The sequence below is a fragment of the Nocardioides sp. URHA0032 genome, from assembly GCF_000620645.1.
In the GTDB taxonomy this organism is placed as follows: Bacteria; Actinomycetota; Actinomycetes; order Propionibacteriales; family Nocardioidaceae; genus Nocardioides.
Map to the genome: position 1 here is coordinate 205,502 of NZ_JIAV01000018.1, position 15,427 is coordinate 220,928.

Annotated in this window: 11 protein-coding genes; 4 read left to right on the forward strand and 7 right to left on the reverse strand. The window is 71.2% G+C overall.

Annotated elements, in window-relative coordinates; genetic code table 11:
• Positions 1 to 138 precede the first annotated feature (138 nt).
• The 3 genes from N538_RS0107855 to N538_RS0107865 form a co-directional block, all read right to left on the reverse strand.
• Positions 139 to 1,845, reverse strand: a complete 1,707-nt coding sequence (locus N538_RS0107855; protein ID WP_028636863.1) for an amidase — start codon at positions 1,843 to 1,845, stop codon at positions 139 to 141.
• Between the two features lie 548 nt (positions 1,846 to 2,393).
• A complete protein-coding gene (locus N538_RS0107860) occupies positions 2,394 to 3,011 on the reverse strand; it encodes a helix-turn-helix transcriptional regulator (RefSeq protein ID WP_197025269.1) in 618 nt (205 codons plus the stop codon).
• A gap of 280 nt (positions 3,012 to 3,291) precedes the next feature.
• The gene (locus N538_RS0107865; RefSeq protein ID WP_028636865.1) at positions 3,292 to 3,774 is read right to left on the reverse strand and encodes a hypothetical protein; all 483 of its coding nucleotides are present in this window, start codon (positions 3,772 to 3,774) and stop codon (positions 3,292 to 3,294) included.
• A gap of 234 nt (positions 3,775 to 4,008) precedes the next feature.
• On the opposite strand from N538_RS0107865, the gene N538_RS24320 reads away from it, so the two are divergent.
• The 4 genes from N538_RS24320 (at position 4,009) to N538_RS0107890 (ending at position 10,516) form a co-directional block, all read left to right on the forward strand.
• Complete coding sequence (locus tag N538_RS24320) at positions 4,009 to 5,475, forward strand: catalase (protein ID WP_036569826.1); 1,467 nt, start codon at positions 4,009 to 4,011, stop codon at positions 5,473 to 5,475.
• A gap of 33 nt (positions 5,476 to 5,508) precedes the next feature.
• Positions 5,509 to 6,492, forward strand: a complete 984-nt coding sequence (locus tag N538_RS24325) for an alpha/beta fold hydrolase (RefSeq protein ID WP_231496163.1) — start codon at positions 5,509 to 5,511, stop codon at positions 6,490 to 6,492.
• Between the two features lie 716 nt (positions 6,493 to 7,208).
• Positions 7,209 to 8,138 carry a DUF5996 family protein gene (locus tag N538_RS0107885; protein WP_036569828.1) on the forward strand — a complete coding sequence of 310 codons (930 nt, stop codon included), beginning with the start codon at positions 7,209 to 7,211 and terminating at the stop codon, positions 8,136 to 8,138.
• A 53-nt stretch (positions 8,139 to 8,191) separates the two neighbouring features.
• Complete coding sequence (locus N538_RS0107890; protein WP_081790353.1) at positions 8,192 to 10,516, forward strand: CocE/NonD family hydrolase; 2,325 nt, start codon at positions 8,192 to 8,194, stop codon at positions 10,514 to 10,516.
• A gap of 12 nt (positions 10,517 to 10,528) precedes the next feature.
• On the opposite strand, the gene N538_RS0107895 is transcribed toward N538_RS0107890, so the two are convergent.
• The 4 genes from N538_RS0107895 to N538_RS24330 all read right to left on the reverse strand — a co-directional run bounded on the left by N538_RS0107895 (position 10,529) and on the right by N538_RS24330 (position 15,332).
• Positions 10,529 to 11,212: a sigma-70 family RNA polymerase sigma factor gene (locus tag N538_RS0107895; protein WP_028636869.1), complete on the reverse strand. Its 684-nt coding sequence runs from the start codon at positions 11,210 to 11,212 to the stop codon at positions 10,529 to 10,531.
• Entirely contained in the window at positions 11,209 to 11,376 is a 168-nt protein-coding gene (locus N538_RS28340; protein WP_155992002.1) for a hypothetical protein, read from the reverse strand. The genes N538_RS0107895 and N538_RS28340 overlap by 4 nt, the downstream gene beginning before the upstream one ends.
• 466 nt (positions 11,377 to 11,842) lie before the next feature.
• Positions 11,843 to 14,608, reverse strand: a complete 2,766-nt coding sequence (locus N538_RS0107910; RefSeq protein WP_028636871.1) for an ATP-binding protein — start codon at positions 14,606 to 14,608, stop codon at positions 11,843 to 11,845.
• Positions 14,609 to 14,633: 25 nt separating this feature from the next.
• Complete coding sequence (locus tag N538_RS24330; protein ID WP_081790354.1) at positions 14,634 to 15,332, reverse strand: sigma factor; 699 nt, start codon at positions 15,330 to 15,332, stop codon at positions 14,634 to 14,636.
• Positions 15,333 to 15,427 lie beyond the last annotated feature (95 nt).

Consider the following 15,427-nt stretch of genomic DNA (forward strand, 5'->3'; position numbering starts at 1 on the left):
GGCGGCGATCGACGTCCACGAGTCCTCCAAGGTCGGTCCGGTATGGCGGGCATCGGCCCGCCGGTACCCTCCGGCGCGCCGAGCAACCCGTACGTCGTCCTCCGCCCGACGGCAGCTCACCGGTGCCCAGCGGGATGCTCAGCCGAGGCGCGGTGTCCGGGGCGGTGGCGTGCGGCGGGTGCGCGTGGCTTCGAAGGCGCTCGCGAGCCGAAGGAGCAGGTCGTCGCTGTAACTCCGTCCGGCGAAGGTCAGGCCCACTGGCATGCCGATGTCGCTCATGGTGCCCATGGGGACGGTGACAGTGGGGATCCCGAGGTGTCGGATGACCAGGTTGCCGTTCGCGACCCACACACCGTTGCGCCACCCGAGGTCGGCCGCGTACGGGTCGCGGTCCATGTCCGCAGGTCCCACGTCGGCGACCGCTGGGAAGACGATGGCGTCCAGGCCGTGGGTCGCCATCCAGTCCTCGAGGTCGATCCGGCGGGTCTCCTCGAGTCCCCGCAAGCCGTCCTCCATGGTCGGGATCCGGGACCACGGGGTGATGCCGCGCTCGGCGATGTCCACGCTGTCGGCCAGATCGGCGCCCAGGTCGTCGCCCTCCCGCCCGGGAAGCGTGCCCGGCTCGTCCGGTTGGATGAGCGACGGGTCGACGTCCACCAGGCGGTGCAGCCGTGGGTCGCCTTTGGACCGCAGGAAGTCGTCGAGGGCCCATGCCGTGAGCTCGGTGTCCTCGTGCTCGCGGTAGGCGGACGGGACCAGACCGCGCGTGTCGATCATCGCACCGCCCGGACGATCGCTTTCGTAGTTGGCAACCACGGGGAAGTCGACGTCAGCGACGACGGCACCGGCCGCCTCGAGGTCGCGGCGTGCCTCGCGCCACAGGTCGATGATGCTGTCGCGGGTGCGGATGGGCTTGCCCGTCGGTCCTCCCAAGGAAGGTCCGGTGCCGGTCCCGGCGTCCAGGTCGGCGTTGACGTACATGCGCGGCACCCCGAGCCGGAAACCGGTGAGGGAGTCGGGCCCCTCTTGCAGGGAGAGGTAGGAGGCAGGCCTGACGTCCCGGGGGGCCGGAAGCGGGATCCAGTTCTGAAGACGCCACAGATCGCCACTGGGGTCAGGGTCGTCCGCGACGAGGACATCGAGAACCTCTAGGAGGTCCGCCATCGTCCGCGCGTAGGGAACCGCGACATCCATCGAAGGTGTCAGCGGCCAGATGCCGCGCACCGAGATGAGGCCACGCGACGGGGTGTAGGCGCACAAGGCGTTGTTGGAGGCCGGACCTCGCCCGCTCGACCACGTCTCCTCGGCCATCGCGAAGGTCGCGAAGCTCGAGGTGAGCGCCACGGCCGATCCGTGCGAGGAACCGGAGGCGTACGGCGCGGCCAGGAAGTCGGGGTTGTACGGACTCTCCGAACGGCCGTACAGCCCGCGTTGCATGCCTCCGTTGGCCATCGGGGGCATGTTGGTCTTGCCCAGGCAGATCGCTCCCGCGCCCCGCAGTCGGCTGATGGTGAACGCGTCGTGCTGTGCGACCACGTCCGCGAACGCGGGACTGCCCGCCGCGGCGGTCATCCCAGCCACCAGGTAGCTGTCCTTGGCGACGTACGGGATCCCGTCCAAGGGTCCCAGGACGGCTCCGGCCTTGCGGCGAGCGTCGGACGCTGCTGCCTGGGCAAGCGCATCAGGAGCGCGCACGACGACGGAGTTGAGTGCGGTGGCCGTACCCGCGCCGTCGTAGCGGTCGATGCGGGCCAGGTAGCTTCCGACCACCTCGACGGCCGTCGCGGCTCCGGACTCGAGCGCCGCACGGACCTCCGCGATCGAGGCTTCGACAACGTCGATCATGACCCTCCTTGGTCGCCGACTCCGGCATGGGGCCCCCTCGAGCCCGGGGAACGGAAAAGCACACTAACCGGGCCGTCCCTGTGAGGCAGCCTGGCGGGAGCAGGGCGACGGGGAGCATCATCGCGAGACCGGACTCGTCGACGCTGAGCATCGCCCCAGCATCGCCCCTCTGGGTGTGGATCCCGCGCCCAGTTTGGGGTACTGCACGGGCAACGTCGAGCAGGGGCGTTGCACCGAAGAAGGGTGATCGCGTGCGACACAAGAACCAGATTCCTCTCGCCGGACTGGACGACCACTGCGCCGTCCACCAGTTCATCCGGGTGTTCGGCCGACGTCCGACGCCCGAGGAGCTGGCCCGCTGTCGTCAGGCCCGTGCCGGGTCCTGGCCATCAGTGCCGGACCGTTCCACCGCAGACCCGATGCCCGGGATGACGGGCCCGGTACGGCGCGGCGTCGCCCGATTCCTCAACCGCATCTGATTCGACCTGACCGAGATCCGGAGGCTCTGAACGAGATGACCCAGCATCCCGTTCCTGCGATCCTCGCCGTCAGGCGGCGTTCGTCGGGTGTTCGGTCCATCCGACGACGTGTGCCACGGCGACGGCGGAGAGCTGCGAGCTCACCTCCAGCTTGGCGAGCACTCCCTTGACCTGCGTGCGCACGGTCGCGACCGCGACGCGGTGTGCCGTGGCGATCTCGGGCACGGCATGACCGGCCATCAGCTCGCGCAGCACGGCACCTTCCTGCGCGGACAGCCGCTCGATCCGACCAGCGGCTGCCCGGACCTCCGCGTTCCGGCGGCGCCCCAGGGCGATCAGCCGGTCCCGCTCGGCACGGTCGAGCACCGGCTCGCCCCGACCAAGTCTCCGGACAGCGGAGATCACTGACGCGAGCGAACCGCTCATGGGTGCCACTGCCCGCGCGCCTGCAGCCAGGTACTGGCCCCACCGCACCTCGTCGTCGACATCGACGAGTACGACGACAGCGACACCTCCTCGAGACACCTCCCCGATCAATGCTCCGACTCGGCGGGCCACTCCGAGGTTCGCGTTGACGAGCGCGACGTCGGGCCGCACCTCCAGCAGCCGCGACCGGACCAGGTCATCCTGGTCGGTACCGGCAGGGATCGGCACCCGGTGGTAGGCGAAACCGCGCGTTTCGAGCACGGCACGGAGGCAGTCGCTGAACAGGTCGTGCCTGTCGACGAGCGCGACCCGGGTAGGTCCTGAGCGCACCATCGTTTCCCCACCGAAACTGAGATCACGCCACCCCGAGAAGACAAGGCCTCCACATCCCCGAGGCCCGCGTGCCGCTGGTTGGACCGAACCCCGCTGCTGGAGCCGGCTGGTCGAGCAACACCGCTCCCGAGCAGACCACCCGCCCGGCCCGGCGTCTACTACCCAATGGTCCTAGTACCCCCGCCGGACCAGCGCGAGGGCGGGCCGGTCAGGACACGGCGGCGCGCACCCGGTCGACCATCTCCTTCTCGCCCTTGCTGACCTGCTCGGCGTGGAACCCCAGGAAGCCACCCTCCTTGGCGGCGTTCGCGGCAGCCTGCGCCGCGGAGACCAGCCAGTCCGCGAAGGCCGCGATCTCTTCCGGGGTGGCCGTCGCGGCCACGATGGCGTGCACGGCCGCCAGCTCGACGAGCACCTGGTCTCCGGTGGGTGCCGTGCCCTCCGAGGTCGGCCGGTAGCCCTTGAGCGGGTTCCTCTTCTGCTGGATCTCGGCCTGGACGTCGAGCGCCAGCTGGGTGACCAGCTCCTCCCGGCTCGAGGGGTTCGTGGCCGCCCTGAGCGTCGCCATCGACTCCTTCGCCGCCTCGATCGGGCCCCCTGGATCGGCCAGCGAGATCGCCAGTCCGGCCACGAACGGCGACCGCACGAGCCGGCTCCAGTCGTCCTCCGAGAAGTCACTTCGTGTGGTCACCACAGTTCCTTTCGCTCGGACGAGCCGGCTGATCGCGGCGCGGAGCACCAGTCTCCGTGGTCAGGCGAGGCACTGTCACGACCTGGGGACGACAACGTTCGCCATCGAGCTCGGTACGACGCCGCCCGAGGCTGGCCAGTGGCGGATGCGACCGGAGCGCGGTTCGGCCCACCGTGGGGTGGAGGGTGAGCCCGGGGACACCGGACCACCGACCACACCAGGAGAACGAGTCCCATGCCCCACGACGAACCCCCCCACACCACGACGGATGCCGGCATCGCGGCGGGGAGCGACGAGCACTCCCTGACGGTCGGTGCCGACGGACCGATCCTGCTGCACGACCACTACGCCATCGAGCAGATGGCGCAGTGGAACCGGGAGCGGACCCCCGAGCGACAGCCCCACGCCAAGGGAAGTGGCGCCTTCGGCCGGTTCGAGGTCACCGGCGACGTCAGCGCCTACACCAGGGCAGCCGTCTTCCAGCCGGCGACGAGGACGGACCTGGTGGCGAGGTTCTCCACCGTGGCCGGGGAGCGCGGCAGCCCGGACACCTGGCGCGATCCGCGGGGCTTCGCGGTGAAGTTCTACAGCAGCGAGGGCAACTACGACATGGTCGGCAACAACACGCCCGTGTTCTTCATCCGGGACCCCCTCAAGTTCCAGCACTTCATCCGGTCGCAGAAGCGCCGTGCCGACAGCAACCTGCGCGACCACGACATGCAATGGGACTTCTGGACACTCTCGCCGGAGTCCGCGCACCAGGTGACCTACCTGATGGGAGACCGCGGCATCCCGCGCACCTGGCGGCACATGAACGGGTACAGCTCCCACACCTACCTGTGGATCAGCGCCTCCGGCGAGAAGACCTGGGTGAAGTACCACTTCATCTCCGACCAGGGGGTCGAGTGCCTCACCCAGGACGAGGCCGACGCCCTGGCTTCCGCCGACAGCGACTACCACACGCGAGACCTGTTCGAGGCGATCGCTCGGGGCGAGCATCCTTCGTGGACCCTCAAGGTGCAGCTGATGGCCTTCGAGGAAGCGGCCGGCTACCGGTTCAACTCCTTCGACGTCACGAAGGTGTGGCCGCACGCCGACTACCCGCTCGTCGAGGTCGGCCGGATGACGCTCGACCGCAACCCCACGGACCACCACGCCGAGATCGAGCAGCTCGCCGTCGAGCCCAGCAACATGGTGCCGGGCATCGGCCCCAGCCCCGACAAGATGCTGCTCGGCCGGATGTTCTCCTACCCCGACGCCCACCGCGCCCGCATCGGGACGAACTACAACCAGCTGCCGGTGAACGCGCCGCGTTCCCCGGTGCACAGCTACAGCAAGGACGGCGCCATGCGGTACCGGAAGGTGTCGGACCCGGTCTACGCGCCGAACTCCAAGGGCGGCCCGCGGGCGGACACCGTGCGCTTCGGGGAGCCGGACGGGTGGCACACCGCGGGCGACCTGGTACGCCAGGCGGCCACGCTGCATGCGGACGACGACGACTGGGGCCAGGCGGGCGCCCTGGTGCGTGACGTGATGGACGCCGCAGAGCGCGACCGGCTGGTGTCCAACATCGTCGGTCACCTGCTGGCCGGTGTCACCGCCCCAGTCCTCGAACGGGCGTTCGCCTACTGGCGGTGCGTGGATGCCGACGTCGGGCAGCAAGTCGAGGCCGGGGTCCGTCACGCGAACGAGAGCGCTTGACCGCGGAGAGGGTCCGACGGGAGAGGAGTTGACGTGCTGGCTCGGCGTGGTTCGCGGAAACCCATGGCTGTCGTGCTGGTCCACGGCGCATTCGTGGACGGATCAGGGTGGCGTCCGGTCCACGACCTGCTCACCCAGGACGGCTACCAGGTCGCGGTCGTGCAGAATCCGACGGTCTCCCTACGGGACGACGTCGCCGCGACGCGGCTGGTCATCGATGCGCAGGACGGGCCGGTCGTGCTCGTCGGCCACTCCTACGGCGGCGCCGTCATCACCGAGGCCGGAACCCATCCGAAGGTCGGAGCCCTCGTCTACGTGGCAGCATTCGCACCGGATGCCGATGAGTCGGTCAACACCCTCATCGACACGTTCCCGTCCGGTGCGCCCCAGATGCCGGGACTGCCACCTCGGGGCGGCTTCATCCATCAGGACCCGAAGAAGTTCCATGAGTCGTTCGGCGCAGACCTCCCCGACGACCTCGCGGCCTTCATGTCCGATGCGGAGGTGCCGTGGGGGACGGACGCCGCAACCGGCACGGTCACGGATCCCGCCTGGCGCACCAGGCCCAGCTGGTACCTGGTCGCCACCCAGGACCGCGAGCTCCCGCCGGCCACCCAGCGCACCATGGCCCGCCGAGCCCGATCGACCGTGGTGGAGCTGCCGGCGACCCACGCCGTCTACATCACCCGACCGGCGCCCGTGGCCGACCTGATCGAACGGGCCGCAAGAGGCGACGGCCCACGGCAGGCGGGGGTGCGACCTGTCCGTCGACCCGCTAGCGTGAAACCGGAGGCGGACGACATGGTGGACGAGGAACCGCGTGCTGAGCTTGCACGTCTCGAGGCACAGATCGCAGAGCTGAGGCAGACCGCCCGCGAGCTGCGGGATGGTCTCAACGACGCCGGACCGACCGACATCGAGGATCGCTCGCAGGTCATCTACGAGGCCGAGCAGCAGGAAGCGATCGTCGGTGAGCTCGAAAGGCGTCGCGACGAACTGCGCGCACAGCTGGGGTGAACTGCTCGACAAGGTGACCGACCGACCGAGGGGCCGAGGCCGGCGTCCTGCCTGCACCAGCGCTGCCACTCGTTACTGGACCGTCTCGACCAGCTGCCGCAACCCGTGGGCGCACCGAGCACGACGGCGCTCCTGACCGCCTGGTGAGACCCGGATCTGCTCGCCGTTGCCCGCGCCTCGACCCGGACCGCCCCGGACGAGGCCGACAGACCCTGGCTCCTGCCACGTCACGACTTGCGTGGTCGCCGCGGTCAACAATGCAGGAATCTCGAGGAGGACCGCCATGCATGTCGTCGACGGCAGTATCGCGTTGCTCGGCCCCCGCATCGCACGCCGGCACCGCGACCACGGAGTCAGGGTCCTCTCCGGCTCCCGACGGACCGGTGTCGATCCCACAGCGAGCAAGCCCCTGCCCAGATGCTCGCCGGAGCCGAGAACCGCCTGGAAGGAGGCGCGCCATGTGGGACACGCCCGAACCTGAACCTGAACCTGGACACGAACACGTCCGACTCTCGCACGATCGGTTGTGTGGAAAGTGTCGACATCCGATGCACACCTATCTCCCCTGCAGCAACGACTGCGCCTGCGTTCCCCCGCCGGCGCCGGGATGGTCGGCCCTGGCAGCCTGAGCGATCCACCCTGGCCCCTCGAGGGGTCGTGCAGGGAGTGTGGTGGCGGGTGATACTGGTGCGAGCCGTCGAGGAAGAGGGAACGCGATGGACCGACGAGCGTCCGGACCGGCATCCGAGCAGCTGCGGTACGAGTGGCCGGCGCTGCCGGTTCGCTCGTGGGAGTCGACTCGCGACACCCTGCACCTCTGGACGCAGATGGTCGGCAAGACCCGCCTTGCCCTGACGCCCCTGCTGAACCACTGGTGGAACGTCCCCCTGTACGTGAACTCCGTCGGCCTGACCACGTCGTTGATGCCGGTGGGCTCCCACGACAGCCTGGAGGTCACCTTCGACTTCGTCGCTCACCAGCTGGTGCTGCGTACGGTCTCCGGCGGGGTACGTGCGCTGCCGTTGGCGCCGCGTACGGTGGCCGACTTCTACGGTGACTACCTGCAGTGCCTGGTGGATCTCGACGTGGGCGTGGAACTGAATCCCATGCCGACCGAGATCCCGGCCGCGGTCCCGTTCCCTGCGGACACGGCGCACCACAGCTATGATTCGTCGGCGGTGAACGCCTTCTGGCGATCGCTGACGTCCGCACATCGCGTCCTGACCCAGTTCCGTGCCGAGTTCGCCGGCAAGGCCAGCCCGGTGCACTTCTTCTGGGGGGCGTTCGACCTCGCGGTCACCCGATTCTCAGGGCGGCCCGCTCCCCCTCACCCGGGCGGTGTTCCCCACTGCCCGGACTGGGTCATGCGGGAGGCCTACCGGTCAGAGGTGTCGTCCTGCGGCTACTGGCCGGGGGGAGCGGAGGAGGGCGTGTTCTACGCCTACGCCTATCCCGAACCAGATGGCTATCGCGATCAGCGGCCGCGGCATGAAGCGAGCTACTACGACCAGGAGCTGCGCGAGTTCGTGCTGCCGTACGAGGTGGTGCGCCAGGCGGACGATCCCGACGGCATCCTGCTCGAGTTCCTCCGGGACACGCACGCCTTCGCCTCGGCCCAGTGGCCGCCGGCGGCGGACATCTCCTGAGCCGCTCGCAGCCGCCTCCGTGACCTGACGCACCGGGACTTCGTTGACCTGCCGTGCCCGCCCCCAGACTCCGCGCCGTAGCCGCTCTTCTCGCCACGTTCTCCCTCGTGCTCCTCGGCCTGGCCGTCGTGGACGGACCGCCGGCGGTCGCGTCGGGCGGCGGGTTCAGCGCGCACGGCAGCGCGCGGCAGGTGTACGCCGTCGGCCTCGAGGGCGGCACGACGGCCACGCTGATCGACTCCCACGGCGACACCGTCAAGCAGCAGGAGGCGGACTCGCTGGGCGGGGTGCTGTTCCGCGACGTCAAGCCCGGGACCGGCTACCGGGTGAAGGCCGGTGGCCACACGTCCGGGCCCGTGACGGTGCACGGCACCAGCCCGCACCAGTGGAACAAGAGCATCTACAGCCAGACGATCCCCGACGACGGGTACGGCTACCTGACGACGCGGGACGGCACGAAGCTCGCCTACTCGGTGCACCCGCCCACCGACCCGGCCGGGATCGGCGGTGCGCCGCTGCCGGTGCCGACCGGGACCGACTACGCGCCGCCGTACCCGACGCTGATCGAGTACTCCGGCTACGGCTACGCCAACCCCGACGGCCCCACCAACGGCATCGCGGCGGTCGCGAACGTGATGGGCTTCGCGGTCGTCGACATCCAGATGCGCGGGACCGGCTGCTCGGGCGGCGCCTTCGACTTCTTCGAGCCGCTGCAGTCGATCGACGGCTACGACATCGTCGAGACCATCGCCCGCCAGTCCTGGGTCAAGGGCGGCAAGGTCGGGATGATGGGCATCTCGTACGGCGGCATCAGCCAGCTGTTCACCGCGCAGACCCGGCCTCCGCACCTGGCGGCGATCTCGCCGCTCTCGGTCATCGACGCGACCGCCACCACGCTGTACCCCGGCGGCAACCTCAACACCGGCTTCGCGGTGGCCTGGGCCAAGGAGCGGCAGCAGGAGGCCCAACCGGCCGGCACCGGTGCGCAGGGCACGCAGCCGTACGCCGAGCAGCGGGTCGCCGACGGCGACACGGTGTGCCAGGACAACCAGGTCCTCCACGGCGAGGCGGCGTCGCTGATGTCCAAGATCCACGCGAACAGCCACTACCGGCCGAAGGTGGCGGACCCGCTCGACCCGGTGTCGTTCGTGCACGAGATCGATGTGCCGACGTTCATGGCGTGCCAGTTCGAGGACGAGCAGACCGGCGGCCACTGCCCGTCTCTGGTGCGCCACTTCACGGGCACGAAGAAGAAGTGGTTCACCTTCACCAACGGCGCGCACATCGACTCGCTCGACCCCGAGACGCTGAACCGCTGGTACGACTTCCTCTCGCTCTACGTGGCCGACCAGGCTCCGGCGATGAACGCCGCCGTCGTGCGCGCGGCCGCCCCGGTGATCTACCAGGAGGCGATGGGCATCCCGGCGAGCGACCCGATCACGCTGCCGACCGACCCCATCCAGCTCCAGCCGACGTACGACGGTGCGCTGGCGGCGTTCGAGCAGCTCCAGCCGGTGCGGGTGCTGTTCGACAACGGCGCGGGGACCGGGCCGCTCGGGACCAACCAGCCCGGCGACCCCTACCCGGGCTACGAGCACTCCTTCGACTCCCTGCCCGTGCCCGGCACGAAGGCCGAGTCGTGGTACCTCGGCGGCGCCGGTGCGCTGGCCGACAACGCGCCCGGGAAGCAGCACGTCGACCGTTACCGCTCGGACCCGAGCCTGCTGCCCGGCACCGACTTCGCCGGCGGCACCGGCACCGGCGCGCTGTGGGGCAACGCCTCCCAGTGGAGCTGGGACTGGAAGCAGCGGAGGGCGGGGACCGCCGTCTCGTACGTCTCGGCGCCACTGGAGAAGGACGTCACCACGGTGGGCGCGGGCGCGGTGCAGCTGTGGGTGAAGTCGTCGGCGCGTGACCTCGACTTCCAGGCGACGGTCAGTGAGGTCCGGGACGGCCACGAGACGTTCGTCCAGAGCGGCTGGCTGCGCGGCAGCGAGCGGAAGCTCGCGACCTCGGCCGACAACATCATGAAGCAGCAGCCCAGCCTCCTGGAGCCGATCCCGACCCTCCGGGCCGCCGACGTCAGCCCGATGCCGAGCGGCCGGTACACGAAGGTGGTGATCCCGCTCTACTTCCAGGGCCACGCCTACCGCGCCGGCTCGCAGATCCGGGTCACGATCTCGGCGCCGGGTGGCGAGCAGCCGATCTGGGCGTTCGCCGACGCGCGGCCGGCGGGCAAGGCGGCCGTCGTGGACGTGGCCTCGTCGCCGCAGCACCCCTCCCGACTGGTCCTCCCGGTGATCCCCGGGCTCAGCGTCGACGCTGCCGCTCCCCCGTGCCCGAGCCTGCGCAACGAGCCCTGCCGGGACGCCCCGTAGTCAGCCCACCGGTCACGCAGCCTCGCCCATCAGGTCCCGCAGCTGGTCGAGGTAGCGGGTCAGCAGGCGTGACACGTGGTACTGGGTGATGCCCAGCTCGTCCGCGATCTGCTGCTGGGTCCGGTCCTCCACGAACCGCAGGTGCAGCACCCGCTGGGCCCGCTCCGGCAGCGCGCGCAGGTGCGGCCACAGCAGCAGGCGGGCCTCGGCCCGCTCCCAGGTCCGGTCCTCCTCGTCGGCGAGAGTTACGCCGATCGGGACGTCCTCGCCGAGCCGCGGGAGGTCCAGGCTGCGCGGCCGGAACAGTGACGCCACGACGACGCCCGACACCACGTGGTCCGAGAGGCCCTCGGTCCGGAGGTGCCGGTCCTGCACCCGCCGCGACGGCCGGATCGTCCAGGCCGAGTCACGGAAGAAGTGCTTGACCGCTCCGGTCATGCACGGGATCGCGTATGCGAGGAACTCGCCGCGCGCCGGGTCGAACTCCCGCGCCGCACGGACCAGTGCCAGGCACGCGACCTGGGTGAGGTCCGGACCGAGCTGCGAGCGCCCGACGTACCTCCTGGCGACCGAACGGGCAACGTCGATGTTGGCCAGCACGAGCGACTCGATCGCAGCCTCGCGCCGGTCCCCCGCCGCGTCGGCGAGCCGGGCGACCAGCTGAGCGTTCTGACGACGCAGCGCCTCCCCCGTCATCGCCTCTCGCCTTCCTCGACGGCGACGACGGCGTCGTGCAGGCTCCGCAGCCGGGTCTCGTACGGCGTCCGCTCGGGCTCGTCGGCGTCGGCGGGGTCGGCACTCGACGCGACGTGCCGGAGCTCGGCGTCGATCTCTGCCTCCAGGCGGCTGAGCTCGCTCATGGTCGTCCCTTTCGTCACGGGCCGGGCGGGCTCCCGGTCACCCGTGATGACCGCGTCACCGACCGGTTCGTGACCACGAGAGGACCACCATGAGCCCGCTGGAGCACGTCCGTACGGACGTCCTGGACGTCGCCTACCTCGAGACCGGACCGCCGGACGGGCCGGCGGCCGTCCTGCTGCACGGGTACCGCGTCATCGTCCCGTACCTCCGCGGCCACTGGCCGACCCGTTTCCTCGACGGCGGCACGACCGCGCCACGCTGGACCGGACGGCCGAGTCGTTCGACAACCCCGATCACGTCGACTGGTGCTGCACTCGTACCGGCACCGGCTCGGACAGGCTCGGGGAGCACCGGAGTACACCGTCCTGGAGCGGATCCTGGCGAGCCGGCCGCGGGGCACAACCTGCCCCAGGAGGCTCCCGATGCCTTCGTCGCCGCAGTCCTCGACGTCACCCGTCTCGCGGCCTAGACACTCTCGGCCAGGGCCGCACCGATGTCCTTCCGGGATCGCACTCCCAGCTTGGTGAACACCTTCCGCAGGTGCCACTCGACCGTGTGTGCGCTGATGAAGAGCTGGGCGCCGATCTCGGGGTTCGTGAGGCCGGCGGCGGCGAGCCGGGCGATCTGGGACTCCTGCGCCGTGAGCTCGGCGCTGGTCTGCGGCGTCGGACGTTCGGTGGCCACGCCGGCCGCGGCGAGCTCGCGCCGGGCACGCTCGGCGTACGCCCGCGCGCCGATCCGGCTGAGCTGTCGATGCGCGGCGACCAGCTGGTCGCGGGCCTCGGCGCGACGGCCGGCGGCACGCAGCCACTCGCCGTACGCGAGCCGCGCTCGCGCTGCCATCAACCGGCCCTCGGTGCGCTCGAGCCGCTCGACGGCCTCGCGGTGGAGCGCATCCGCGTCGGGACCGGAGGCCTGCAACGCCGCGACGTACGCCCCCGTCCCGAGCGCCCAGTCGCCGCCGCACACGGCTGTCAGGTGCGCCAACCGCCGGGCCGCTTCCGCGGCCTCCGGCTCATCGAGCCGCCCGATCCGGGCGGCCGCCTCGACCAGCTCGATCATCGAGGAGATCGCCAGCCCCATCTCCTGGGGATGAGCCGAACCGCGAACGGCCGCGGCGTACGCCTCCTCGTGGCGGCCCAGTCCGTTGTCGAGCACCGCCGCCGCCCACTCGGTCGCCGTCAGGACCTTCCCCTCGGTTCGCAGCATCGGGTCCTCGACGACGACGGCGATGGCGGCGCGAGTCCGGTCCTCGTCGCCCAGCCACGCCTCGAGCACCAGCGCGCCGTAGTGGCCGAAGAACGCACTGCCGGTCACCTCGCCGATGATCTCGGACTCCTCGACGAGGGTGCGGGCGGCCACGAGGTCGCCGGCGTGCACCCGGCTGGAGAGCTCGAGGAGCAGCGCCGACGGGAGCAGTGAGAGCGCCCCGACCTCGCGCGCGAGCTCGACCATCGCCGCCGGCAGCTCCGCCCAGGCCCGATCCTCGAAGACGTTGTGGGCCATCCGGCAGGCCAGCGGCAGCCAGGCGAGGTCGACGGCGGAGATGCCGCCGGTGCAGTAGGCGGTGAGCGCCTTCCGGATCAGGGGTACGCCGGCGGCGTACCCGTCGGCGTACAGGCGGGCCACGCCCTCGAGCAGCTGGTCGGACCGCGTCGGGTGCCGCGGCGGCCTCATCGCCAGCACGGCCGCGGCCACCTCGTCGATGCTCTCGCCGCCAGGCAGCTGGCCGGCGGTGTACCCCGCGTAGAAGGCGTCGCGGTACGTCTCTCTCGCCTGGCCGGGAGCGAGCCTCTCGAACTGCTGCGCAGCCTCCAGCAGCAGGGGAAGTCCGGCGCTCGGGCTGCGGGAGGCGGACAGTACCTGCCCTCGCACCAGCGTGGCCTCGGCCGCCTCCCGGTCGTCCAGCGGGCGGAAGCGGATCTCGTCGAGCAGCTCCAGTGCCTCGTCGAACTCGCCCGCACGGCCCTTGGCGCGTGCTGCGGCCAGGGCGCGCGACCCCCGCCGCACCGGGTCCGGCGTGAGCTGAGCGGCCCGGTCCAGGAAGGCGGCCGCCGCGCGCTCGCCACCGCGCGCGCGGGCCCGCGCCGCCGCCCGCTCCAGCCCTGCGGCGACCGCTTCGTCGGGCTGCGTCGTGGCGCTGGCCAGGTGCCAGGCCAGCCGGTCCGGCTCCCGGTCCGGGTCGGTGACCTCGGCGAGCGCTCGGTGGACCTCGCGCCGGTCCTCGGGCGCCGCGGAGCGGTAGACCGCCGCCCGCACCAGCGGGTGCCGGAACCGCACCATCGTGCGGACAGTGAGCAGGCCGGACTCCTCGGCCTCGGCGACGGCGGCGTCCACGTCGAGGTCGAGCCGGCGCGAGGCGTCCCTCAGGAGAGCGATGTCCCCCACGGGCTCGGCCGCGGCCACCAGCAGCAGGCGCTGGGTGGCTGGCGTCAGGGCACGCACGCGCGACCGGAAGGTCCTCTCGAGCTGGCTGGTCAGCGTCGTCCGCTCCGGGTCGTCCGGACGGCTGCCGAGCTCGGCGCTGGTCAGGGCGCCGGGCAGCTCGATCAGCGCGAGCGGGTTCCCCCGGGCCTCGGCGAGGATCCGGTCGCGCACCCGGCGATCGAAGCGACTGGGGGCCACGGTCGACAGGAGCGCCCGCGCGGCGCGGTCGTCCAGGCCCCGCACCTCGAGCCGCGGGAGACCGTCGAGCGGGTGCCCGCGCACGGGGTCGCGCATGGCGAACACCAGCAGCACCCGCTCGGCGTGCAGCCGCCGCGCGACGAAGGCGAGCGTCTGCGCCGACACCTGGTCGAGCCACTGGGCATCGTCGACCAGGCAGACGAGCGGCTGCTCCTCGGCGACGCCGGCCAGCACGGTGAGCACCGCGAGCCCGACCAGGAACCGGTCGGGCGGGGTGCCGGCACTGAGGCCGAACGCCGTCTCCAGTGCCATCCGCTGCGGTCCCGGCAGTCGGTCGAACCGGTCCAGGAACGGCGCGCACAGCTGGTGCAGGCCGCCGAAGGCCAGCTCGACCTCGGCCTCGACGCCCGAAGCCCGCGCCACCCGGCAACCATCGGCGGTGTCGCGCACGTGGTCGAGAAGCGCGGACTTGCCGATCCCGGCATCACCGTGCAGGACGACGGCCGCGCTCGCACCGCCCTTGACGCCCGTCACGAGGTCGTCGAGGGCTGCGCACTCTCGTCGCCGGCCGAGCAGTGCCCCCGGCCCTCCGCTAGCTCGCTCCATGGCTCCCGGGACGAGCCTAGCCAACCTAGGCGGCGCGCGAGCGATCAGTCCGTTGGCGTGGACGCACGGTCCGCGAGCAGGTCGCCGGCTCCACGTCCCGGGTCAGGACCTGTTCGAGTGCCTCGAGGTGACCGCTCCGGGACGCGGTGAGGAACGCCGTCACCAGGTGCTGGTGCAGATCCGGGTCCACCGGTCGGTCGCGGTCACCGTCGATGCGGGTCTGCGCACGACGCACCAGCTGCCGGGCGTTGGGGATGCTGGTGCGGAGCAGGCGCGCCACGTCGCCGTACGCGTAGTCGAAGCCTTTGCGGAGCAGGTACGCCGCGAGCTCGCCGGACGTCAACCGCGACATGAGCAGGGCAAGGGTCTCCTCGACCTCCGCGGTCTGCTCGGCGCGGCGCGTCGGGTCGAACGCGGGGTCCACCAGGTCGGCCAGCGGCGCCTCGGCCGGGGTCTCGTGTCGATGCCGTGCGGACTGGATGACGTTGATCGCGAGGCGCGTGGTCGCCGTGGTGAGGAACGCCGCGGGGTTCTTGACCGTCGACCGGTCGGTGCGCTGCCAGCGGAGCCAGGCCTCCTGGACCACGTCCTCGGCGCTCGAGACGTCACCGGTGACCCGGTAGGCGACGCGGAACAGACGGGTACGGTGCGCGAGGAAGACCTCGACGGCGATGTCCAGCTCCGTCCCCGTGCGGGTCGTCGTCTCCAGGCCTGGCGCGGACATCGCGGGCTCCTCTGCGGTGGGTGGTGGGGATGCCTCCACCCTCGTTCCGCAGGGACCACGCTCGCGCCCCGGAAGTCCGTGGTCGGGTCCGTGGG